Origin of the sequence: Paenibacillus luteus, from assembly GCF_006542765.1 — a bacterium.
GTDB classification, from domain to species: Bacteria; Bacillota; Bacilli; order Paenibacillales; family Paenibacillaceae; genus Pristimantibacillus; species Pristimantibacillus luteus.
This window is the reverse complement of the sequence record NZ_SKCD01000066.1, coordinates 131,228-155,833: the sequence shown is the minus strand read 5'-3', so window position 1 is coordinate 155,833 and position 24,606 is coordinate 131,228. Positions and strand designations below refer to the sequence as shown.

The following is a 24,606-nucleotide window of genomic DNA, read 5'->3' as shown; positions in this document are numbered from 1 at the left end:
CGAAACCATATGCTTTCCTATATTTTAAAGTTGAAACTTATATTATCTTATATTTTAAATAAATTCATTAAACATACTCTTAATCCGCTCGAACATACCGGGTTTGGTTGAAGGTGCTGGACTTGATTTGCGGCTTGCCGTTTTCTTCACTGCCCCAGTTCCACGAGCTCCCATATATTTCGACACGTATTGGATCATGCCAACACCACTGCTGTATGCCGGATCTCTTACTCCAATATAATCAGGCAACGCAATTCTAACGGTAGACTCCAGCTCTGTCTGGGCCAAAGCGAGCGTTCCTGGCATGGATACGGAACCACCAGTCAGGACATAACCATTTACCTTGTCTCCATAACCTAGACGGCGCACCTCTTGCCGAATAAGATGGAAAATTTCTTGCATGCGAGGCTCAACGATGCTTGCAAGGTCAACCTGCGAAAATTCCTTCTCCACATTGCTTCCCATGCGTGTCACTTTAAATTTTACGTCTTCCGCTGCATCCAGTACATTCGCACAGCCGTACTTCAACTTGATTTTCTCAGCTTGATCGCTTTGTGTGCGCAAGCCATACGCGATATCATTTGTTACATATTCGCCACCGATTGGCAGGGTAGATGTAGCTGCCAGTCCGCCTTGATCGTAAATGGCGATCGTACAGGAGCCCGCTCCAATATCCGTAAGTACAGTTCCCATTGCTTTCTCGTCTTTAGTTAGAGAGACCACGCCGGACGCCAATGATAACAATATGACGCCAGAAATACGAAGGCCTGCTTTCTCTACACAACGCATAAGGTTATGTATGGCAGTCTTCGTCCCCGTGACGATTGTCGCCTCAACCTCAAGGCGGACTCCAATCATACCTCGCGGATCGGATATTCCTTCCAGTCCGTCAACCAAATATTGCTTCGGTACCAAATTAATGATCTCGCGCTCTGGCGGGAGCGCGACAACCTTAGCCGCTTGCAATACGCGTTCAATATCTTCTTCGCCTATTTCACGATCCTCGTTGGATACTGCAACGACGCCACGATTGGTCTGCAGTGCAATATGATTGCCCTGAATTCCCACGTAAACGTCGGATATTTGAATGCCTACCATGCGCTCCGCATGCTCTATAGCATTACGGATCGATTGCACGGTTTGGTCAATATCTACTATTGCTCCTTTGCGAATACCCTCTGAGTCAGCAGATCCAACTCCAATAATATTAATGGCTCCATTATTCACTTCACCAATAATAGCACGAACTTTGGATGTACCGATGTCCAAACTGACGATGATGTCGTTGCTGCTCATCTTGCGGCACCTCCGTTTCAAATAAAAATTATTACATTACTCGTTAAGGTCTTTCTACTAATTCAACACCTTTAATATTTTCCCTCTTTTTTCAACAAGATTTTCATTGTTTTTTCATTTCCTGGCGAGTCCCGCCCCTTGCGAGACCTGATATATCCTAATGTTATCCAGCTTCATCGAGTATAAAAGCGATAAATAAAATTCTACCATTCTTTCAAGCTATTGAGTAGTCTCTTTTTCCTCAGAGTCTAAATTTTCATTAATAAAAGCTTCATATTTATCTGCAAGCAGCATCGTAATCTTCCCTGGTTCCTGCGTTTCAATAACCGCATTCAACGTATCAATTTTTTCAACAAGAACAGAGACTGCTGTAATAACTTCAAATTTGGTTCTTGTATACATTAAAATACGATCCGGGTACGCCGAAGAGGGATTAGGAATAATTTCAGAAAGATCCGAAAGCTGCTTTGCCGTAATTTTACCGAGCTGCTTCGTCAGCTCAGCCTTGACGGGGTCTTCATCTGCCCAGCCTGAAAGCACAGGCTTGTCCACGAGCTGCATTACGTCGCTATCCGCCTCTACTGTCGTTCCATTTGACAAAAGCGCTGTCATTTCACCTTGCTTGGAGAGTTCAAATGCAACGACAGGGTATTCTTCCACTGTTATTTTCAACAAGCCAGGAAATACCTTTGTTACCTTGACCTCATTAATTTGCGGGAGAGCAAGCACTCGATCCTCTATCGTGGAAGATGAGGTTCGAAAAAACGCATCCCCGACCAAAATGGCTGCCGCTTTGCCAATCTCTTCCTTCGTAACGAATCTCGTTCCTTCTATTTGAATCTCTGAAACCTTGCTGATAGAGGAATTAAAAAATAATACAGCCAAAAGAGCAACAAACAATAAAATGAGAATCGTCAACAGCTTGGGGTTGCCCATTCGCTTGCGACTTGGCTCTTTCAGCACAGGCATCTGTGCGCTCATAACTTGTCCCTTCTTTCCCCAAAAAACATCCGGCTCTCCTCTCTGCTTCAGCCATTGCTTTGCAGTGCCAGGAAACCGGCTGTTTCTATCTTGCAGCTCAAACGCATAGTATTAATTATTAGGCACTGGAGCATAACGCGATATCCGCGCACCCAATCTAGACAGCATCGTTTCAATTTTCTCATAGCCTCGGTCGATATGATGAATTTGCTCAACAACGGTTTTGCCCTGTGCAGCCAATCCTGCAATAACAAGAGCAGCACCTGCGCGCAAATCTGTGGCTTCCACCGTGGCACCATAAAGCCTAGGGACACCGCGAATAAATGCAGCATTCATATCTACCCGGATGTCCGCTCCCATTCGGGACAGCTCATCGACATGCTTCAATCTGCCTTCAAAAATCGTTTCTTTCAGTATGCTCACGCCATCCGCCAGCGTAAGCAGAACCATCAATTGAGACTGCAAATCGGTAGGAAAAGCCGGATATGGAGAGGTTACGATTCTTTCGACCGCTTTCGGCCTCGTTGCACAGCCGACTTTAATTATATCACCGTCGACAACAATTTGAACACCTGCACGACGCAGAACATGAATCAAGGAGGATAAGTGCGCGGGCTGAGTATTTAGGAGCGTTACCTGCCCACGTGTGGCGGCGGCCGCTACCATAATTGTCCCTGCTACTATGCGGTCCGGAATGACTTTATAACGACATGGCGTTAGCGACTGTACCCCATCTACCGTTATCGTATCTGTACCGGCACCCATAATTTTCGCGCCCATCGCATTTAGAAAATGTTGCAAATCTTGTATTTCCGGCTCACGTGCAGCATTACTGATCGTTGTCCGGCCCTCCGCCAAAGCAGCGGCCATCATGATGTTTTCTGTAGCTCCAACGCTTGGGAAGCTTAAATGAATATCAGCGCCCCGCAGTTTGTCTGCACGACAGATGATGCGGTTACCTATTTCTTCAATATCCGCACCAAGAGCCTTCAAGCCTTCCAGGTGAAGATCAATTTTTCTCTCGCCGATCGCACAACCGCCCGGCTGGTAAACCTGCGTCTCTCCAAACCTAGCAAGCAAAGGCCCCATTAGAAAAATAGAAGAGCGCATTTGTCTCATTAACGATTCCGGCACGTGGGAAGTATGTGCAGTTTCTGTATCCAGCACAACCGTTCCTCCCACATGCTCGGCGCGGCATCCTAATTCGCGCAAAATGTTCAGCATGACGTCGATATCCAGCAAATCAGGCACATGATCAATCGTTGTTGTGCCTTCGGCCAGCAGACTGGCAGCCAGAATCGGCAAAGCGGCATTTTTCGCTCCTTGGATAACTATGGTTCCTGAGAGAGGTTTCCCACCTTCAATCACCAATTTGTCCAATGTATCACCTCCGAATTACCGCTCACCCACCACCAATACTTCCGGCACCAACAGGATGTCATAGCGATCCTGAATAGTGCTTTGTATATGAGTCATGAGGGCGAGAACGTCTTCAGCTTTTGCTTGCCCGGTGTTAACGATAAAATTGGCGTGCTGCTCTGATACTTGCGCACCTCCGAGACGCTCACCCTTAAGTCCCGCCTCTTGAATAAGTCTGGCAGCATGATCATTCGGCGGATTGCGGAATACACTTCCTGCGCAAGCAAGCTGCAGCGGCTGCGTTCTCAATCTTCTCTCTTTGTAGGAGGCCATCATGGCAAGAACTTCCTTCTTATCTCCTTCTGCCAGCTCAAAGGTTGCTTCAACGACAAGACCCTTTTGCTCATGCAGAATGGAATGCCGGTAAGAGAAATGCATATCGTCTCGTTCGTAGCGAACCAATTCTCCTGTCTCCAGTACAATATCAGCTGACTTAAAAATACGTGACACATCCGATCCATGCGCGCCAGCATTCATATAAACGGCTCCGCCTACCGTACCGGGTATTCCTCCCGCGAACTCCAGACCGGTTAGGCCTTCCTTACCTGCCATTACTGACAGTTTGATTAAAGAATATGAAGCTCCTGCAGTAACTGTAGGCCCTTCAAAGCGCACATAATCCAACCCTCTGTGTGGCTTAATTACAACACCCCGAACTCCTTTATCGCTCACCAACATGTTTGAGCCCCTGCCCAAATTAGTCCATGGCATTTGATGCTTTTGCACCAAACGAACCGCAGCAACTAATTCTTCTTTGCTACGAGGGAGGATTAATATATCGGCGGGACCGCCGATTTTCCATGTCGTATAGTTCGAGAGCGGCTCGTTGTACAAAACTTCGCCAAGATTGGCTTGTTCCAATTCCGCTTTAAATGCTTCCATTAGTAGAACCTCCTTAAGGTTTTGTGAAGCAAAACCTACTTCGTAAGCAGTTGCTTAGGTTTTGTGAAGCAAAACCTACTTCGTAAGCAGTTGCTTAGGTTTTGTGAAGCAAAACCTACTTCGTAAGCAGTTGCTTAGGTTTTGTGATGCAAAACCGACTTCGTAAGCATGCCCATGCTCATGTGCTGCTCAACATGATGATAATCAATAGAATTCGCTGCATTTCGGCTGTAAAGGTCACAACCGGATGCTTCTGCTGCAATAACCGCTCCACGTGGGTGACGGTCACGAATATAGTGTATCTTATGCCCTTATAGGCTCTTGTGTGACAGTCGCCCATTTTGGCCAATTTTCACATTCACGGTTGCTTTCTATAAATACGACAGCAATATCCGGCTCTAATAGACACAGCCGCGCCAAAGCGCACTGCAACTAATCAGAAGCCGGATCCAGGTTTTCGTGTTGTAAAGCTTTAACATCAACTGCATAATCCGAACCAAAGTGAACAATTGATCTTCAACGATCCAGGCAGGCACCTGGCCTCACCTCGAATATCGCGAGATATTGAGCAAGATGCCTAGCGCCGTCAGCAATAGCGTAAGTGATGAGCCCCCGTAGCTAACGAGCGGCAAAGTAATTCCCGTTACCGGCATCATACCGATGACAACACCGATGTTAATTAGCACCTGAACTCCGACAATGCCCGTGATGCCCACGGCAAGCAAACTCCCAAATGTATCGGGAGCGGCAATAGCCGCGCGTATGCCGCGCCATACGACGATTAAAAATAATAAAATCAAAGTTGCTCCGCCAATGAAGCCAAGCTCTTCAGATAAAATCGAAAAGATAAAATCGGTTTGCGGCTCCGGCAAATAACTGAACTTCTGCCGGCTCATTCCTAGCCCTAAACCGACTAGGCCGCCGGGACCAATTGCATATAGTGACTGAATGATTTGATAGCCGCCGCCGAGCGGATCCGCCCATGGATCAAGAAAATTCGTAATGCGTTTCAGCCGATATGGCGCCGCTATGATCAAGCCGACAAAGCCTGCGATGCCAATCATCGCGAGGCCGCCCAAATGAGCCATTCGGGCACCTGCCGTGAAGATCAGAAGCAATGATGCTCCTACCATGACCGCGCCTGTGCCGAGATCCGGCTGCAGCATGATCAGCCCAAAGGCTAGTCCAACCAGTCCAAGCGGCGGTACGAGTCCTTTTCTAAACTGCGTAATCGTTTGCTGCTTCTCTGAAAGCCATTTTGCCAAGAACAAAATCATAGCCAGCTTCATGAATTCCGATGGCTGAATGCCGAAGGAGCTAATGCCTAGCCAGCTGCGTGCGCCTCCGCGGACGACGCCTACCCCTGGAATGAGAACGAGCAGCAGCAGACCGAAGCAAACAATCAATGCCATCGGCGCCCACTTTTTCCAGATGGTATAATGCGTGTTCATCGTAAACAGAAGCGCGCCTATGCCTAAGCCCGCAAATAAAAGCTGGCGCTTCACAAAATAGAACCGGTCGCCGAATTCATGAAAAGCAAGCACCGCACTGGCGCTGTACACCATAATTAACCCGATAGTGAGAATGAGCCCAATTGCAGTCAGCATCCAGATATCCGGGGCAGAACGCGCTTTGGCCATAGCGAACACACCTCTTAGCATGGGAAAGTAGGGACATGCCCCCTACTTACAAGGTATGCGCTGAATCTTTAAAAATGCGCCCTCTTTGCTCATATGAAGCAAACATGTCCCAGCTGGCACAAGCAGGAGACAACAGCACGATGTCGCCCGGCTCTGCAATAGCAGCAGCTTGCTTCACCGCTTGCTGCAGAACGGATTCAGCGTCTTCACTAGGTTCGACGATTTCCACTCTGGCTAAACCTGCAAGGTTCGCTACATTCGCGAGCTTCTCGCTCGTCTGACCGTAAGCAACAAGCGCCTTCAACTTTTCCTTGAACAGCGGTTCAAGCTCCATATAGTCAGAACCGCGATCCAAACCACCTGCGATGAGTACGATCGGCGCAGTAAAGGATCGAATAGCTATGGTCGTAGCAACCGCATTGGTCGCTTTCGAATCATTGTAATATTTGACGCCATTCACATCCCGCACGAACTCCAATCGATGCTCTACGGCATCAAACTCTCTGAGCGGCGCTCTAAGCTGTTCTATAGTCACACCCGCTGAAATACTCGCTGCAATGGCCGCAAGCGCGTTAGCGGCGTTATGTACGCCTGGAATCCCTAGCTCAGCTACCGGTAATATGACCGTTTCCTCCCCATCCGTTTGGCGAAAAACGATTTGCCTCTCAGCGAGCTCTTCGGTTCCATCCGAGATAAGTGCGCCGTTCGCATCGCGCTGGTATGGAGGATCGATATACAGACCCGCTTCAAGCTTCTCATATAGGGAAAAAGGAAATCTCTGCGCGATGAGATGCTCTCCGATTGCCCTGCATTCTGGATCATCCCAATTAATGACGGCCACATCATCCTCAGTCTGGTTATCAAACAGCTTGGCCTTGGAGTTGACATAGTCATCCATGTCACCGTGATAATCCAGATGCGTCTCCGCAATATTCAACAGCATTGCGATATGCGGACGGAACGCATGAGTCCCTTTCAGTTGGAAGCTGCTGAGCTCGGCAACGATCCACTGATCCGGCGCTGCCTCCAGTGCAGCCTCGCACAGTGGACGTCCAATGTTGCCGGCTACGATCGGCTTTAAGCCTGCATCGCTAAGAATCTTGCCGAGCCAGGTTGTGGTCGTGGTTTTTCCATTCGAGCCTGTAATACCGATGATTGGCACAGGTGAAAGCCAATATGCGGCTTCAACCTCCGTAATGATCTCAACCCCAAGCTCCTCCGCTCGTTGAACGGGAGGAGAGCTGTAAGGGATGCCTGGATTTTTAATGAGCAATGCGGTCTCTTCTGTAATTAGATCGTCTGGGTGAAAACCGCATAGCACAGAAATGCCCAAAGCAGTCAATTCGTCCGCTTCGGGGCATAATTCGCGATCTTTTTTATCGTTGACAACGACTTCTGCTCCGAATTGATGAAAGACTTTAGCAACGCTAACGCCGCTTCTAGCCAAGCCTAGTACAACAACTCGGCGGCCTTGATAAGATGCCGGATGATTCATGACTGACAGTCCCTCCTATAGATACATATAGATACATGAAACGGCCCCAATAGGTATCGGAAGCCGCTTTCCGTTATATTACTCTCAATTATATTATAATCAGCAAGCCAATGGCAGCTAGCACTAATCCGACGAGCCAAAACACGGTAACGACCTTCCATTCCGACCAGCCAACCAGCTCGAAGTGATGATGGATAGGACTCATTTTGAAAATACGCTTGCCCCTCAGTTTAAAGGAGCCTACTTGCAAAATAACCGACAGCATTTCAAGCACGAACACGCCGCCAATGACAATAAGAAGCAGCTCTGTTTTGGTCAGAATGGCTACGGCCGCAATGCCTCCGCCAATCCCGAGCGAGCCCATGTCTCCCATAAATACTTTGGCTGGATGCGCATTAAATACGAGAAAACCAAGAACCGCACCCACCATCGCCGCAGCGAAAACAGCTGATTCATGGGCAGAGGTTTGCAAAGCAACGACCGTGAATGCGCCGAACGCGATTGCGCTCGTTCCCGCAAGCAGGCCATCCAGCCCGTCGGTAAAATTGACCGAGTTGCTCGCCGCAAACAAGATAATGACCACCAGCGGGTAGTAGAACCAACCTAGGTCAAATCCCCAGCTTGTGCCAGGTACAGAGATCACGGTGCTGTGATGCATGTTATAGAGCATTGCGCAAACAATGATGGAGAACAGCAGCTGACCGAACAGCTTCTGCCCTGCCGTAAGGCCCAGCGACCTTTTAAAAACAATTTTAATGTAATCATCCAAGAAGCCGACGAGCCCAAAGCCGAGCGATGCTGTCAGCAGCACCCAAAATTCAGGCGTTTTATCCGAAAACTTCAGAAATGCAATCATAAGCGCCAGCATAATAATGATGCCGCCCATGGTTGGCGTACCGCTCTTTTTCAGATGGCTCTGAGGACCTTCCGTACGAATTTGCTGGCCGAACTTCAACCTTCGAAGCATCGGAATGAACAATGGTCCGAGAAGAACCGCTAGCAGGAAAGAAGCGCCTATCGAAAATAAAATGACCATCATGTCCATATCCTCACCCCACTTCCAAAGCTTGGACAATCTGTTCCATACGCATGCCGCGCGAGCCTTTGATCAGAACCAGATCAGTTGGCTCAAGCTTCGTTTTTAGCCACAGTGCAAGCTCTTCTTTATCATTAAAATGTTTAACAACCGCGTCTGCCGAGATAGAGGCAAACTGTGATGCGGCTCCTGCTGCTATATGCTCCGCTAGAGGCCCAAACGCAAGCACGGCATCAGCTTTGCTTGGCGTAATGTATGCGCCGATTTCAAAATGCAGCTCCTGCTCCTCCGGACCAAGCTCCAGCATATCGCCAAGTACGATCCATTTGCGGCTGTAGCCGTCCAACTGCTCAACAAGATCAATAGCTGCGCGTACGGCTGTTGGATTAGCGTTGTAGGCGTCATTGAGCAGCATGGCGCCGTTAAATGCTCTTACCGGCTGAATACGCATGCCCGTCAGCTTCATCCCGTTTAACCCTTCGACTATTTTTGCTGCTGGAACACCGAAGAAACGGCCGATCGCAATCGCTGCCAATGCATTACTCACGTTATGCTGGCCAGGTACCGGGATATGAACCTCTCCCAAACCGCTAGGCGTTCCGTTATAAAGTGCCGTAAAGGAAGACGCCTCGGATTCAATTCGAATATCAGCGGAAGACCACTCGTTATCCGCGGATAATCCGAATGTGCGGCGAACGATGCCTGCAGGCAGAATCGCGCTCTGAAGCTCCGCTTCAAGAAGCGGCTCATCGCCGTTGTAAAGCAGCAATCCATCCTCACTTAATCCTAGAGCAATCTCTAGCTTAGCCTTCGCTATTCCCGCTCTGGAGCCCAGTTGCAGCATATGGGCATCGCCTACATTCGTTATAATAGCAGCGTCAGGCTGGGCGATCTTCGTTAGCAGCTCTATTTCGCCGAATCCACTCATACCCATCTCCAGCACAGCAACCTCGGTATCCTCTTCCAGTTGAAGCACCGTTAGCGGCAGCCCGATATGATTGTTGAAGTTGCCTTCTGTTTTGTGTACCTTGTAGGAAGTACCTAGAATGGCAGCCGTCATATCCTTTGTCGTCGTCTTGCCGTTGCTGCCAGTAATGCCAACAACGCGCACAAAGAGCTCGCTTCGGTATGCCGTAGCCAGCCGCTGCAAGGCAACGAGGGTATCGCCAACAATAAGGAGCGGCACATGGGCCATTGACTCCGGAACCTCCTGCCCCTTCTTCCATAGCGCGGCAACCGCTCCGTTTTGGACGGCCTGCTCCAAATATGCATGCCCGTCAAATTGCTCGCCGACCAACGGAACGAACAACTGGCCCGCGGCAGCTTGCCGCGAGTCCGTCGTCACGCCCGTAATCATAAGCTCATTCTCTTTGCCATTCCATCTTGCGCCGCTCATCTCGGCTATTTGCTTGATCGTACGTTTAATCAATGTATGATTCCCCTTATCGCTTCTTTCGCTGCTTCTCGATCATCGAATGGATATTTAACTCCACTGATATCCTGGTAGGTTTCGTGACCTTTCCCCGCAATCAATACTACATCGCCTGGGCTTGCCATTTCAACCGCTTTTTGAATCGCTGCCCTTCGGTCAGCTATTAATTCATAGGCAGACGGGTCAATATGGCTCCGAATAAGCCCATCCTCTATATCCTTTAAAATGAGCTCTGGCGCCTCTGTTCGAGGATTATCCGAAGTAATGATCGCATAGTCCGCATATTTAACGGCAATTTTTCCCATTAGCGGCCGCTTTGTGCGATCGCGGTCGCCACCGCAGCCGAATACGCATAAAATTCGCTTCTCCGCAAACTGCTGCACGGCCCGGAGCACATTCTCCAGCCCATCAGGCGTATGCGCGTAATCCACGATAACCGCAAAGGGCTGACCAGCGTTGACCGCCTCTACACGGCCAGGCACGCCGGGAATGTTACGAAGGCTTTCCGTGATTGCTTTGAGCTCAACGCCTTCAATCAGAACCGCTCCTATGGCAGCGAGGGCATTATATACATTAAATTTCCCGGCCATCTGCAAGGTGACGTCTGCCTCGCCTCGAAACGTATGAACGTGAAAGGTAGTTCCTTGAGCCGTAATCCGTATGTTTGAGGCACGAATATCTGCCTCATTATCTATGCCGTAAGTGATCACCTCGGCTGCCGTAAGCTCTGCATATGCGGATGAGATTGAATCATCAGCATTGAGGACGGCATAGGATCGATCATTCTCTACAGCTTTATATTCATTGCCAAGCCTTGAGAAAAACAAGCCCTTTACAGCTGCGTAGCGGCTCATCGTTTCATGATAATCCAAATGGTCCTGCGTCAAGTTGGTAAAGACAGCCGTTCGAAAGCGGCAGCCCTTGACCCTGCCCTGCTCCAGCGCATGCGAGGAAACTTCAATCGCGCAGTACTTCGTGCCTGCATCCCGCATTTCGGCGAGATAGCGCTGGAGCTGGAGGGTTTGCGGAGTTGTGCTGCTCATTGGGAAGGACTTTCCGGCAAAGCGGCGCTCAATCGTGCCAATCACTCCTGCCGGCAGGAGCTGGTCATTTAAAATTTGCTCAATCAAATAGGTAGTTGTTGTTTTGCCGTTGGTACCTGTCACTCCGATAAGCTTTAGGGTATCGCTGGGATAAGCATAATAATGATTGGCGATCGCAGCCATGGCAAGCCTGCAATCCCTGACGATGATTTGCGGTATCGGCAGATCAAGCGCTCGTTCCGCAACAATGGCGGCAGCACCGGCCTCCACAGCTTCCGGTGCATACAAATGCCCGTCGACGGTATGTCCTCGCAAGCAGATAAACAATTGACCGCTCGCAACAACTCTCGAATCGGATTCAATTCCGTTCCATTGCGTTTCTCCGCTGCCAATGAGCCGCGCAGTGACAAGCAGCTCAGCCACTTCCTTTAAACGCATCTGCCACACTCCCCCCTTGGACGCCGGCGGAAAACCGTTAGGCCGCAGGAACGTCCTCGTTAACTACCATTATAGTCAATGGGAGTGGGATATATTATCGTCTTCACCTAAATAGATGCGAATGGTTGACCCACGGTCCACGCGGGTTCCCGCTGCGGGTGCTTGGCGGATAACCGTTTTCCCTGATCCGGCAGAGGTCAGGTTAAAATTCATGTTCATGTCCTCATAAATATCCGAGACGGTTTTGCCAACTAAATTCGGCACTGTTACGATAGGAGTCTCCCCGTATTTGTAGATGCGGTCGATCTGTTTCTCACGTGCTGGAATTTCCAGTATAGATAGAGCGTCTTCCATCATATTTCGAACGATCGGAGCGGCAACGACGCCTCCGAATTGAATCCCTTGGGGATTGTCTACGGCCACATAAATAACAATCTTCGGATCATCGGCAGGCGCGAAACCAATAAAGGATACGATATGCTCATTCGGCGAATAACGTCCGTTAATAACTTTCTGGGCCGTCCCGGTTTTGCCGCCAACACGATAACCATCGATAAACGCATTGCGTCCCGTCCCTTTTGCAACGACGCTCTCGAGAGCCTCGCGCACCTGCTTGGAGGTTTCCTCCGATATGACTTTCCGCACGGCGACGGACTCCACCGTCTCTACCGTTGCTCCAGATTCAGGATTTATCCATGCTTTTGCCACATGAGGCTTATATAACGTCCCGCCGTTAATCGCGGCGGATACAGCGGTAATTTGCTGAATCGGCGTTACGGAAACCCCTTGCCCAAAGGCTGTTGTAGCCAGCTCTACTGGACCGACTTGACTGAGCTTGAACAATATCCCGTTTTCTTCCCCGCCAATGTCGATGCCAGTTTTCGTGCCGAAACCAAATTTTTTGATGTAATCGAACAGCATATCCTTGCCAAGCCGCTGCCCTAGTGTGACAAACCCTGGGTTGCAGGAATTTTCAACCACCTCAAGAAACGTCTGGCTGCCATGGCCGCCCTTCTTCCAACAGCGAAGCCTTGCGCCGCCAACCTCAATCGCACCGGGGTCAAAAAAGCGCTCATTGTTCAAGTCAACTTTCTTCTCCTCCAAAGCGGCGGCTAGCGTGATAATTTTAAATGTAGAGCCCGGCTCGTAAGTCATCCAGATAGGAAGGTTCCGGTTGTATACCTCCGTCGGCACCTCACGATACTTGTCTGGTTCATAGGTAGGCCGGCTGGCCATGCCCAAAATCTCACCATTATTCGGGTCCATGGCAATCGCAATGATTCCGTTAGGCTGCAGCTTCGTCATCGCCTGATCCAGCTCTCGTTCCATAACGGTCTGTATTTGCTTGTCGATCGTGAGCTGCATCGTAAGCCCGTCCTTCGGCTCGACATAGGTATCCGAGGAATTCGGCATTTGCCTGCCGGCTGCGTCGGACAGAAAAGATACGCTGCCGCCGATTCCGCTAAGCTCGGTATTGTATTTTGCCTCAATGCCGGTTAACCCCTGGTTATCGATGCCGGTAAAACCAAGCACATGCGCGGCCAAACTGCCGTAAGGATAAAAACGTTTGTTGTCCTCCGCCACGACTACGCCTGGAAGTGCAAGATTGCGGATTTGCTCTGCCTTATCGATCGTAATTTTCCTGCCGCCTGGCCCGAGCTTAACGATCATTTTTTTGGTTTTAATTTTTTCCAGCAGTGTCTCCTGCGACATATCCAGCAAAGGGGCAAGAGCAACGGCCGCAGCTTCCTTATCCTTGATTTGCACAGGAATCGCATACACGGTTGGCGAGCTGATATTATAAGCCAGCTGAACGCCATTACGGTCCACAATTTCGCCGCGCTTCGCTACATAAGGAATATCGCGCCGCCATGAGTTCTCCGCTTTATTCGCAAGCTCTTCCCCTTGCCATAGCTGGACGTAGCTAAGTCTGATACATAAGGCTAGGAATGAAAACCCGGCCAATATAAGAACGATAAATAAACGTCGCCTTACAGTTACATTAGATACCTTCACCGCTTGTTCCCCCTCCGCCTGACTGTTTCGAAGGAGCGTACACTGACGCTCATTCCCAGATTATTCGGGACAAGCGGCGGATAGAACAAGCTTTACGTATTAACAGCTTTGGTTATTTGGCAAACCTAGAACTTATGGCGTAGAGTTAACGGAGGCTTCATCGCCAGCCGTGATCTGCTGGTCGGTTTGCGTGGTTGTGCCATCTGTGCCCGGGGCTTCGCCTTCGGCACCAGCCTCTCCCTCACCCTTCGCTTCAGAATCTCCGGTTCCATCTGCATCTTCCGTTTTAGGTGCTTCGCTAAATGGCGGTGCCAGCACGACCTTTAATACTCTAACGTTATTCAAGGTTTCTTCCTTCTGCGAGACGATATAACCTTGTCCCTCAGGGATGAGCCTAATGCCAATCAGCGACGTAATTTCCAGCGCATCACGCAAGGAGACTCCTTTCAAATCCGGAATCGCAAGCTTCTCCCGCTGCTCCGTAATCAAATAGATGCGCTGCGTTGGGTGAACCGCGGAACCTGCAGCCGGTATTTGCTGCAATACTGTTTTACCATTTCCGACTAATTCAAAGGTCATCGCCTTCGCGGTTAATTCCGCTTTGGCCTGTACGACTTTATAATCCTTCATATCCGGTACGGTTATGGATACTTCTTTTTGAGCATTTTCGGAATCTGCGGGATAGTTAGGAGCTACGCCCATTTTGCGCAAGCTTTTGAGCACAATCTGCTTGAATGCAGGAGCAGCTACCTTACCGCCCCCTACCAAAGGGTCATTCGGTTCATCGACTACAACATAGACGACAATTTTTGGGTCATCCACTGGCGCATAACCGATAAAAGAAACGACAAACTTGGTAGTCGAGTAGTTTTTGCCATCAACTTTTTGGGCTGTACCAGTTTTTCCCGCTACACGGTAACCCTCAATGTAGGCGTTTTTCCCTGTACCCTTCTCCTGATCGGAGACGACCTGCTCCAAATACTCTCCGACTTTTTTGGAGGTTTCCTCCGAAATGACCTGACGGACCACTTTCGGCTCGAAGGTTTGGGTCGTTTTAGTTACAGGATCTGTAATGCTCTTCACGATTTGCGGTTGAAGCAGTTTGCCTCCGTTAGCAACAGCCGCAACGGCCGCAACCTGCTGGATTGGCGTTACCGTAACAACCCCTTGCCCGAAAGTTGCCCGGGCAATATCACTTGCATACCGGAAATTAATCGTTCCAGTTGATTCGTTACCTAATGGAATACCTGTTTTTTGGCCGAAGCCGAAATTGGTATAATATTTTCTAAGTCTCTCTTCTCCCAATCTTTCATAGCCAAGCTTAACGAAAGCAACGTTACTGGAATATTTTAAGCCATCTAGAAACGAGATCGTTCCCCAACCGTCACGCTTAATATCGCGAATGGGAGTAGGCACGCCTTTGAGCTTGATTAGCCCTGACTTATACATCTCATCCGGATTAAAAACGCCTTCTTCAACCGCTGCGGCAAGCGTAACGATCTTAAAGGTTGACCCTGGCTCATAAAGAGATTTAATTGCATGATTATAAGAACTGGAATTATTTACCGAATATTCATTTGGATTGAACTGCGGCATATTCGCCATCGCCAGTATTTCCATCGTATTCGGATCCGCCGCAATGGCGGTTGCACTTTTGGGCGCATACTTCTTCACAATTTCCTGGAGCGCTTCCTCGACGTAGTGCTGAATATCGTTATCAATGGTCAACTTGATGTCTTGCCCATTCTCTGCCGGCTTATACTCTACGTCGCCTTCGGCCAATTGGACCCGCTTTCCATCCTTCTCATACTTGATGAAGCCATTTTCTCCGCTTAGCTGCTCATTAAAAGAAGCTTCCACGCCAGTCATGGCAGCTCCGTCACGGTCCAAATAACCAACGAGCTGAGAAGCCAAAGTTTTACGGGGATAATAGCGTTTTAAATTATCGGTCAAATCGATGCCAACATCATACACCTTCTTTTCTTTATTTTCTTTCAAGAGCTCTTCACGAAAAGCTTTGATTTGGTCTGCAACTGACTTATCCAGTTGCCAGCCGCCATTACGTACCTCCCGATGCACCACGAAGTTTCCATCATCCTTCTTGGCCATTACGTTCTTTCTTAATTCGTCCTTTGATACACCAAGAATTTCATGCAGTCCGTCAATCACTTCCTCTGTAAGCTCTGCTTCGTTGATCACCTTCGGATTAAGAGACAGGTTATAGGCAATCGTATCCATCGCTAGAACATTGCCTGACCGATCTGTGATGGTGCCACGCTTGGCTACTAGCTCTTCAGCAGCAGACCACCTAATCTTCGCAAGATCATACCATTTCGCGCCTTCTACTACCTGCACGACATACATTCGGCTTATTAAAATGAGAAAAAGGAGGGTCATTACCCCTCCAAACAACAGTGTGCGCAATCTGATTCTTTTTTTCATCTTCATCACCTTATTCACGCATAGCCGATTTCAATTCGCTGTCACCGGTATTCACTGTAATGCCGCCTTCCAGCACGCTAACCATTCCTTGGCTCTCAGCCAACTTGCGAATCCGTTCCGGATCGCTAAGCATTTCCACTTGTTTCTTCAAATCTTCCATTTCAATGTTCATCGTCTGATATTGACTATTCAATTGTTTAATTTCAACATTCATATCGTAGATTTGCGCGTAGCGGAAAATAATGACACCAGCGACTACAACGCACATTAGTACGGTAAACATATACAATAGCTTTTCTTGGACGGGTAAGGATTTACGTGTTTTTACCAATCGTTTTGTTTCTTTAATTACCGGTTGTTGATCCTGCTTACGCTTAGGTTGCAGCGCTAAATTGCCATTCACATACGCCAATTCAAATCCCCCTCTTACAATTTTTCTGCGACTCTAAGCTTTGCCGACCGTGCACGTGGATTAAGCTCCAACTCTCTCTCCGACGGAACTATGGGCTTGCGATTAACCAGTTTCACTTTGCCAGCGTTTCCACATACACATAGTGGAAAGTCAGGCGGACACGTACATTTCTCCACAAACTTCACAAACATTTGCTTACAAATGCGATCCTCAAGCGAATGAAATGTAATCACTGAGGCTCGTCCCCCAGGCTTCAAACATCGAATCGTCTGTTCAAGCGCCTCTTCTTCGGCACCAAGCTCATCGTTTACTGCAATACGAAGCGCTTGGAACGAACGTTTGGCGGGATGACCGCCTGTGCGCCTTGTAGCGGCAGGAATGGACATTTTGATTAGCTCGGCAAGTTCACCGGTTTTCTCGATTGGTGCTTTTTCTCTTGCTTTTATAATATTACGCGCAATAGAACGCGCAAATTTCTCCTCACCGTAGCGATCCAAAATACGGGAAATGTCTCGTTCATCCCAAGTATTGATGATTTCGTGAGCCGTTAAATCGCCCTCCCGATCCATCCTCATATCGAGCGGCGCATCGTGGTTATAGCTGAAACCACGCTCTGCCTCGTCAAGCTGCGGACTGGAGACACCCAGATCGAACAAAATGCCGTCTACCTGCGGAATGCCGTCCTCCATTGGAACATCGCAGCCCCGAAGCTCCTGCTCTAAATCGCGGAAATTGCTTCTGACCAGTGTTACTTTATCCATATATGGAGCCAGCTTCACGCGAGCATTATCCAGCGCCCAGTCATCCTGATCGAATGCGATTAGCCGCCCTCCTTCGCCAAGCCTAGATGCAATCAGCTCGCTGTGGCCAGCTCCTCCAAGTGTACAATCGACGTAAATGCCGTCCGGCTTAATAGCCAAACCGTCAACTGCTTCTTCCAATAGCACTGTAATATGCTGAAACACGCCTCAGCCCCCCCATTCTTGTTGTCCATTCTAGAAGTTGAAATCAAAATCGACGAGTTTCTCAGCGATTTCGTTAAAGGTTTGCTCCGACTGCTCATAGTAGCCATCCCATGTCTGCTTGCTCCAAATCTCAACGCGACCGGATACCCCGAGCACCATGCAATCTTTGTCCAGCTTCGCATATTCGCGCAGATGGCTGGGTATGTTTACCCTTCCCTGTTTATCCAGCTCACATTCGGTTGCCCCAGAAAAGAAAAACCGGGTAAACGCGCGTGCGTCGGATTTCATAAGAGGCAATGATTTGAGCTTTTGCTCCAAAACACTCCACTCGCTCATGGGATACACAAACAAGCAATTATCTAATCCGCGTGTTGCGATAAACGAAGCGCCAAGTGATTCACGGAATTTCGAAGGAATAATGATGCGGCCTTTGTCATCAATGCTATGTTGATATTCACCCATAAACATGAGTTCGCCCCACCCCTTCCCCTATCTCCACCACTTTGCCCCACTTTTCCCCACTAAGATACAGTAGTTCGCCACCTAAAATAAAAATCCTGCTCTTAGAGCAGGATTTTTCTAAAATATTTCATAGTATTAATGATTATTAATAATTAAAGGGTGGGCGGCTGCTCCTCGTCCTGTTCCGGCAGCTTAACAGTTCTCCCCTTCTTATTCCGTTTTGCCAGCCAAATAGCGGGAACAGCAATTACAGCAAGCACGGCGATTATTGGAACAGCTCCGGCAATCACAATGAGAAGAAGCTTAAGCGTTTCCCAAACGACCTTTGTGCTGCCGCTGATCGCCTCAGCCATTTTTCCGCCTAGATGTTTCTTTTCCCCACCAGCATCGATTAGGGTTTGCTCCGTTTGGTACATCCGCAGTTCCACCGTAGAGAAAGCGACATTTTTGTCCAAATAACGGATTCGCCCTTTAATCTGCTCGATTTCCTCCTGAACGCTCGCGAGCTGCTGGGAGAACTTGAGTAAATCATCGGCCTTACCCGCCTTTTCCATCAGCGTTAACAACCTTGTTTCCACAAGCTGCTTCGCTTTTAGCCTCGACTCTAGATCTACATATTCCTCCGATACGTCCTTGCCGCCAATCTTACGTTCGAAGTCTTTATGCTTAATTTGCTCAATACGGTCAATGAATGACATAAAACCGTCAGCTGGAACCTTGATGGTATAGGTTGAGCCGATTTCTCCTTCGTTTCTGGTATCTTGAAATTGTAAAATATAGCCACCGCTCTGATGAATGGCATTGCGCAGCTCGGTCGCGGCTTCGGCCAGAAGAGCTACTTGCATATTCAGTGAGGCGGTATAAATAATTTTCTGATTCCATTCTTCGGAAACAACTGCCGTATCCGCAGCAAAGCCTCCTCCCGCTGTAGCTGCAATTGAAAAACTTAATGCCTCTACATTTACCTCTTGTGGAACCTCACTCCCGTTTTCAGCAACAGAAGCTTCAGTCGCAACCGTTCCATCTGCTTCCTCTCTGAATTGATCAGATAAAGGCTTGGAATTGGCTGAATCGCTGTTTGCGGATGAGCAGCCTGCAAGCAAGCCCAATATAACGACAACGACGGCCCAAACTGCCAGTGCTTTTTTCTGTTTTTTTTGTTTATACATGAATATCTCCCCCTGTTCATTTTCCCTATAGACGCCGTCTGGGAATAAAAGGTTACATATCCAATAGAAGAATACTTTATAGCGTGAAACCTATAAAGTCTTATAGTACAGAAAGAAGCCGCGATTGCTCGCGGCTTCTTTCTGTACTACCTATGATCTGCTTTATTCCATATTTATTCCGTTTCTTTCCAGCTGTCTAAATATGCGATTTGCTCCTCTGTCAGCTTGTCGATGCCAAAGCCCAGCGATTGGAGCTTCAATCTTGCGACCTGCTCATCAAGCTCATAAGGAACATTAACGACCTTCGCGCCAATGGACTGGTACTGTTCGTTCACATAACGCAGTGCGACCGCTTGCAGCGCGAACGTCATATCCATAATCTCTGCTGGGTGTCCGTCGCCAGCAGCCAAGTTAACCAGACGTCCTTCAGCCAGCAAATAAATGCTGCGTCCATCCTTTAGCTTATATTCCTCAATATTGCGGCGGACCGTACGCACGCTTGCTGACAAAGCCGTAAGCTCTGGCTTGTTAGCCTCCACGTCAAAGTGGCCCGCATTGGAAATAACTGCTCCGTCTTTCATTACCTCGTAGTGCTCACCGCGAATAACATCCCGGTTTCCAGTAACGGTAACGAAAAACTCACCAACTTTGGCCGCTTCAATCATCGGCATTACAGCAAATCCATCCATATAAGCTTCAACAGCCTTGATGGCATCAATTTCAGTGACAACAACGTTTGCACCTAATCCTTTGGCACGCATCGCAACACCTTTGCCGCACCAACCATAACCGACCACTACAACGGTTTTGCCGGCAACCATCAGATTAGTCGTTCGGTTTATGCCGTCCCATACCGATTGTCCGGTACCATATCGGTTATCGAACAAGTGCTTGCAATAAGCATCATTAACTGCAACCATTGGGAATTTCAGAGAACCATCCTTCTCCATGGCTTTAAGCCGAATGATACCCGTTGTCGTTTCTTCCGCACCGCCGCGAAGATTTTCACCAAATTCCGGATGCTCCGAGTTCAGAATAGTCGCAAGATCTCCACCATCATCAATAATGAGATCAGGCTTCCACTCCAGCGCTTTAACATTTAATGCCTTAAACTCTTCCGCACTTGGATTGTATTTCGCATAAACAGTAATGCCGTCTTCCACTAGCGCAGCACATACATCATCCTGTGTCGATAGCGGATTACTGCCCGTAATCGTTACATCCGCGCCGCCGGCTTTGACGACCTTAGCCAAATAGGCCGTTTTCGCTTCCAAGTGAAGCGCAATGGTCACCTTTAATCCTTTAAAAGGCTGATCCTTTTCGAATTGCTTGCGAATCGTATTCAAAACCGGCATGTGTGCTGCAACCCAATCAATTTTCAAACGCCCTTCGGGCGCCAACGACATATCGGCGACAATGCTTTTATCTGCTGTACTCATCGTAAAAACCTCCTGTATTTTTATAAATATACAATTTCATGACCGCCTGTTCGGCTATAAGGCGCCTCCAGCAGGGAATCCAGCCAATTTAAGCTATACCGGTTCCAGTAGGCCGCCATATTCATTACGCGTTCCTGCGGCTTTCCTAACGGCTGAATCGATAGATGAATGCGGTCAAGCTGACGTGTCGAAGCTTCAAACTGCTTATTAAAAGCATCCACCGTCTTGGAGCCCATATAATTGATCTGTTCCACGATCTTCTGCAGATTGGTATCTCCGAGCTTGGAGAGAGATGGCTGAACGGATGCTGCGAGCGCAAGCAGCGGCTTGTAGAGCTCTTCGAAAGCATCCCTTGCCTCGCCAAACTGTTGTTCAATCGATAATCCGTCTTGCTCCTTTAGCCAAGAAGCCTTGCGCTCCTCAAAGCGCTCCATCACATCTGCAAAAGAAAGCTCATACTTGCTCATATGTTTGGCTACGGTTCCTTCAATTAAGGTATAGGACATGCGCGGAACAATGATAGGCATTTCCATATCAAGGGTACGGAAGGCCTCTCCAGTCAGCGCCCAATACGCAATTTCGCCGGGGCCGAGTACGGTTGCCAGAACCGGAAACAAATAATCCTGCATGAGTGGTCTGGTCAACACATTATTGCTCAGTTGCTGTGGCTCAACCTGTGCAATCCTGAGCAGCTCTTCCTCGGTAAGGGACACTTGACCTTTGCGATCCTCATAACGGCCGTCCTTTTTATGGAGAAGCGTTCTTTCATTGCCATTGGATGATTGAAAAAGAAACAGGTTCGCGCTTCCAGGTGTTACGTCCGCCTGCAGCTCATAACCAAGCTCCTTTACTTTAGCAGCTGAGGCAGCATAAGCCTTCTCCAAGTCGTCATTCCGCTCAATGATGCGTTTGAACATAGGCGACTCCAAGCGGCGAATGCTCTCATGATCTGAATCAAGCAGCACAAGGCCGTGGCTGCCGAACAAATGGCTGAGCAGCATGGCGAAAAAATCGGATAGCGATTGTGCATTCTCCGACATTTTGCGCAATTCCTCAAGCATCACCGGCTTAAATTCAGAGGACGGAAGCGCTTGTTCGAGTTCAGCGAGCAACTGCGCCCAATCTTCAGAGGTTACTTCCGTGCGGCTGACTGACGTGCGGGGCCCTTCCGGCCGGGCAAGGGAAAGCTTGCGCAGCTCTTGTTCTGCAGTCAGTACATAGGCATGATTAGCCTCGTCCCAGTCATGATCCTCACCCGCAATCCAGAACACAGGCACAACTTTTTGTCCAAGCTGCTCACTCGCCGATCTTGCAGCACCAATAATGGATACGGCTTTATGTATGACGAGCAGCGGTCCGGTCCATAAGCCTGCTTGCTGGCCTCCGATAACAACAGGCGCTCCTTCCGCAATCGCAGAAATGGATGCAAATACTTCTGGAGCTGCATCCGCCTTCTCATTGTATGTGCGAAGCACGCTCGCTGCCTCAGTTGCCTCTGCCCGCACATGAGCGCTTTCCTGCAACCGTTTAAACCGTCTTTCCCAATCCTGCTTGGCTCCCGCATGATAGCCGTACAAAGCTTCAGCACGTTCATCAGTGCGATGTATATAAGCCTCTGTCAAAGGCTGAGCGCTTTTCATTGCATAGTTTTCATCTCTCATAGCGCAGCCTGCAACCTCCCGCTTTATAGTCGTCATCAACGACTTTGATATAAATAAACTTAGCTCCATAATTGTACACAAAGGAGAAGCCGTCCGTCAAAGCAAAAACGCCTCTGCATAGGAGAGACGTTTGGCTCATTTGGCGGAGTCAGACAGTAAACACCATTCTTCCGATTCCGATAAACATAAACAGGATATACAGCAAGCTCATCGTGAAGAAGCTAAGCCGCCATATCGTCCGAAAAACTTTTTTGACATCTACCGCTCCCCGCTTGCGAAATTGTGCATTTCCGAGGAGTCCTCCTCCAAGCAGCATAAACAACATGATGCCGTAGAGACCGAAGTTGCTTTTGAATAAATCGTCGAACAACACCGCTACGCAGCCGATCAATAATGCTGTTGTAATATCCATGGCTAACCGGAAGGCTTTCTTCCGATCCTGAATGTATGCCCCGTAACCAAATAATATGATTGCGAAAGGTATGATTGGAAGGACCGCCATATAAGCATACAGATGCTTGATGAACTCCATCTTTCTTCATTACCCCCTACTTCTGCTTAGGATGCAGCGCTTGCACGAGTTCAGCAATTGCTTGGTTGAGCGGCGCTTGCAGACTGTGCCTCTTAGCCAGCCTCACAACACCGCCGTTGATGGCATCGATTTCTGTTATTCTTCCTGCACGTACATCGCTTAGCATGGAGGAAATATTGCGGCTGGTTTGCTGGCACACATCTAGAATGAGCTGCCACCCGTCTTCGGGCGCGCGCATCCCCGCTGTCACAAGCACCTGCTCCGTTTCGATATAGAGCGAACGCATCAGCATCTCCCTATTCGGATGATTGGGTAGCTCTCCGTTTTCTACATCAAAAAGAGCTGTCAACGGATTGATGACTGAATTAATAAGCAATTTATTAAAAATACGATTATTCAACTCATTCGACAGATTAGAGGAAAATCCTGCCGTTTGCAGCATAGAAATCAACAATTGCTGTGACAAATCATGCCATGCCTCCGGAAAGCGTGCATTATCCTCCCATTCGCCTAGCCATAGCTGCCCTCGGCCCGTGTGCTCAACCGAGCGCATATCTAACCGTTTAGCCCCTTCTGTTGTAACCGCTGCAAATAGCGGGATGGCCGGAAGCTCTTGCTTTATTCGCTCCAAATGGCCGATACCGTTCTGCAAACATACAACAGCCGTTCGTTCGCTGCCCGATGCCATGATTTTAAGCGCTGCTATAAGCTCATCATTAATGTCCGTTTGCTTGACCGTCAGCCAGATCCACCGGTAGTTATCTCCCTTTTCGCATGCCAATCCTGAGTTTTTGATTGAGGAAGCCTGTCCAATCCAGCCGCTTTTCAACGGAATGATCCGCTCATTCTCTTCACCGAGCTCACGAAGACGAATGCCTGAACCTGCAATCCTCTCTGCTTGCGCCTCGGTTCGCGTCCAGACCGTCACGTCGGCACCAGCTTCAGCCAGCCTTCCTCCATAGAGTAGTCCTATCGATCCTGCTCCAACTACATCGATTCTCACATGTTCCTCCTTGCAAGCCTATAATGGTTGTCCATTTTTAATTATCGTATCAAATGTGCCGAAAACATAGCAACAAATAAATGCGATGCTTGTCATGCACTTTCAGCAATTCATTCAAACGCAAAAAAAGAGGCTGGCCTTTTCAAAAGGCCTGCCTCTCTTTTTGCAATCGGTATAACTTATTCAATACGTTCCAAATTGCCGTTCGCGTCCATCTTGAATCTCGGTTTTGCTTCGTCGTCGCTTGTGAGTACCGTCAGTCTCCGTGCGCGGTCCATGATCTGGATCAGCGTCTTGTAGTCATCGTTTACTGCGCGGTAGTCCGTCTGGACATTGTTAACCTCTTTGGACAATCTCTCATTCTGATCTCTCAAGCGATAAAGCTCATCATCTTTTTCTTTCAATTCCTTCTCGAACCATTTGATTTGACGAGCTAAATCCTGATAGGTCGTCTTCCAACCTCTAAGAAAACGAATAACAGCATCTACCGACAAGCCTTCCTCGATCGAATTGCTTTCTTGTCTCAATCCGCGATCATCGGTCTCAAACACAGCAATCGATGATACATGAGGTGTCGCGACAATCGTCTGTTTCTTTAAATAATTACGTTTCTGACGCTGCTGCTTAGCGATTTGTATTGCATCCTCGTACCTTTTGCGAACACAACTGTTCCACCGAAATCCACAGGCTGCGGATGTCCGGCCAATCCTCTCTCCTACTTCCTCAAAAGCTGCAAGCTGTGTACTACCTTCGCGAATATGGCGTAGTGTAACCTCGGCGAGTATTAAATCATCGTCCGGACTCCACGCATCTTGTCTAACTGCTGTCATGCAACAAAAACCT

21 protein-coding genes are annotated in these 24,606 nt (G+C 48.6%); all 21 read right to left on the bottom strand.

What is annotated here, in order from left to right:
* Positions 1-54: 54 nt before the first annotated feature.
* On the bottom strand, positions 55-1,296 hold the full coding sequence (gene ftsA, locus E0496_RS31015; protein WP_141505833.1) for a cell division protein FtsA: 1,242 nt from the start codon (positions 1,294-1,296) through the stop codon (positions 55-57).
* A gap of 219 nt (positions 1,297-1,515) precedes the next feature.
* On the bottom strand, positions 1,516-2,277 hold the full coding sequence (locus E0496_RS31010; protein WP_141505832.1) for a cell division protein FtsQ/DivIB: 762 nt from the start codon (positions 2,275-2,277) through the stop codon (positions 1,516-1,518).
* 111 nt (positions 2,278-2,388) lie between these two features.
* Positions 2,389-3,657: a UDP-N-acetylglucosamine 1-carboxyvinyltransferase gene (gene murA / locus E0496_RS31005; RefSeq protein ID WP_141505831.1), complete on the bottom strand. Its 1,269-nt coding sequence runs from the start codon at positions 3,655-3,657 to the stop codon at positions 2,389-2,391.
* A gap of 15 nt (positions 3,658-3,672) precedes the next feature.
* Positions 3,673-4,578 carry a UDP-N-acetylmuramate dehydrogenase gene (murB, locus tag E0496_RS31000; RefSeq protein ID WP_141505830.1) on the bottom strand — a complete coding sequence of 302 codons (906 nt, stop codon included), beginning with the start codon at positions 4,576-4,578 and terminating at the stop codon, positions 3,673-3,675.
* Between the two features lie 542 nt (positions 4,579-5,120).
* Positions 5,121-6,218, bottom strand: coding sequence for a stage V sporulation protein E (gene spoVE, locus E0496_RS30995; protein ID WP_141505829.1), 1,098 nt, complete (start codon positions 6,216-6,218; stop codon positions 5,121-5,123).
* 46 nt (positions 6,219-6,264) lie between these two features.
* Positions 6,265-7,713, bottom strand: coding sequence for a UDP-N-acetylmuramoyl-L-alanine--D-glutamate ligase (murD, locus tag E0496_RS30990; protein ID WP_141505828.1), 1,449 nt, complete (start codon positions 7,711-7,713; stop codon positions 6,265-6,267).
* Positions 7,714-7,801: 88 nt separating this feature from the next.
* Entirely contained in the window at positions 7,802-8,758 is a 957-nt protein-coding gene (mraY, locus tag E0496_RS30985; RefSeq protein WP_141505827.1) for a phospho-N-acetylmuramoyl-pentapeptide-transferase, read from the bottom strand.
* Between the two features lie 4 nt (positions 8,759-8,762).
* On the bottom strand, positions 8,763-10,178 hold the full coding sequence (locus E0496_RS30980) for a UDP-N-acetylmuramoyl-tripeptide--D-alanyl-D-alanine ligase (protein ID WP_141505826.1): 1,416 nt from the start codon (positions 10,176-10,178) through the stop codon (positions 8,763-8,765).
* Positions 10,175-11,662 carry a UDP-N-acetylmuramoyl-L-alanyl-D-glutamate--2,6-diaminopimelate ligase gene (locus tag E0496_RS30975; protein ID WP_141505825.1) on the bottom strand — a complete coding sequence of 496 codons (1,488 nt, stop codon included), beginning with the start codon at positions 11,660-11,662 and terminating at the stop codon, positions 10,175-10,177. Before E0496_RS30975 ends, E0496_RS30980 begins: the two co-directional genes overlap by 4 nt.
* Before the next feature lie 75 nt (positions 11,663-11,737).
* Positions 11,738-13,678, bottom strand: a complete 1,941-nt coding sequence (locus tag E0496_RS30970) for a stage V sporulation protein D (RefSeq protein ID WP_141505824.1) — start codon at positions 13,676-13,678, stop codon at positions 11,738-11,740.
* Positions 13,679-13,810: 132 nt separating this feature from the next.
* Positions 13,811-16,126 carry a penicillin-binding transpeptidase domain-containing protein gene (locus E0496_RS30965; protein ID WP_241675048.1) on the bottom strand — a complete coding sequence of 772 codons (2,316 nt, stop codon included), beginning with the start codon at positions 16,124-16,126 and terminating at the stop codon, positions 13,811-13,813.
* Between the two features lie 4 nt (positions 16,127-16,130).
* Entirely contained in the window at positions 16,131-16,523 is a 393-nt protein-coding gene (ftsL, locus tag E0496_RS30960; RefSeq protein WP_241675059.1) for a cell division protein FtsL, read from the bottom strand.
* A gap of 23 nt (positions 16,524-16,546) precedes the next feature.
* Complete coding sequence (gene rsmH, locus E0496_RS30955) at positions 16,547-17,497, bottom strand: 16S rRNA (cytosine(1402)-N(4))-methyltransferase RsmH (RefSeq protein ID WP_141505821.1); 951 nt, start codon at positions 17,495-17,497, stop codon at positions 16,547-16,549.
* Between the two features lie 30 nt (positions 17,498-17,527).
* Complete coding sequence (gene mraZ, locus E0496_RS30950; RefSeq protein WP_139997927.1) at positions 17,528-17,965, bottom strand: division/cell wall cluster transcriptional repressor MraZ; 438 nt, start codon at positions 17,963-17,965, stop codon at positions 17,528-17,530.
* A gap of 146 nt (positions 17,966-18,111) precedes the next feature.
* Entirely contained in the window at positions 18,112-19,128 is a 1,017-nt protein-coding gene (locus tag E0496_RS30945) for a DUF4349 domain-containing protein (protein ID WP_141505820.1), read from the bottom strand.
* A gap of 173 nt (positions 19,129-19,301) precedes the next feature.
* Entirely contained in the window at positions 19,302-20,567 is a 1,266-nt protein-coding gene (locus E0496_RS30940) for an adenosylhomocysteinase (protein ID WP_141505819.1), read from the bottom strand.
* A 20-nt stretch (positions 20,568-20,587) separates the two neighbouring features.
* A complete protein-coding gene (gene bshC, locus E0496_RS30935) occupies positions 20,588-22,228 on the bottom strand; it encodes a bacillithiol biosynthesis cysteine-adding enzyme BshC (protein WP_141505818.1) in 1,641 nt (546 codons plus the stop codon).
* Positions 22,218-22,367, bottom strand: a complete 150-nt coding sequence (locus E0496_RS36300) for a hypothetical protein (protein WP_206669919.1) — start codon at positions 22,365-22,367, stop codon at positions 22,218-22,220. The genes bshC and E0496_RS36300 overlap by 11 nt, the downstream gene beginning before the upstream one ends.
* A 9-nt stretch (positions 22,368-22,376) precedes the next feature.
* The gene (locus E0496_RS30930) at positions 22,377-22,760 is read right to left on the bottom strand and encodes a DUF3397 domain-containing protein (protein WP_139997907.1); all 384 of its coding nucleotides are present in this window, start codon (positions 22,758-22,760) and stop codon (positions 22,377-22,379) included.
* 16 nt (positions 22,761-22,776) lie between these two features.
* Entirely contained in the window at positions 22,777-23,763 is a 987-nt protein-coding gene (locus E0496_RS30925) for a ketopantoate reductase family protein (protein ID WP_141505817.1), read from the bottom strand.
* A gap of 179 nt (positions 23,764-23,942) precedes the next feature.
* Entirely contained in the window at positions 23,943-24,593 is a 651-nt protein-coding gene (locus E0496_RS30920) for an RsfA family transcriptional regulator (RefSeq protein WP_141505816.1), read from the bottom strand.
* Between the last annotated feature and the right edge of the window lie 13 nt (positions 24,594-24,606).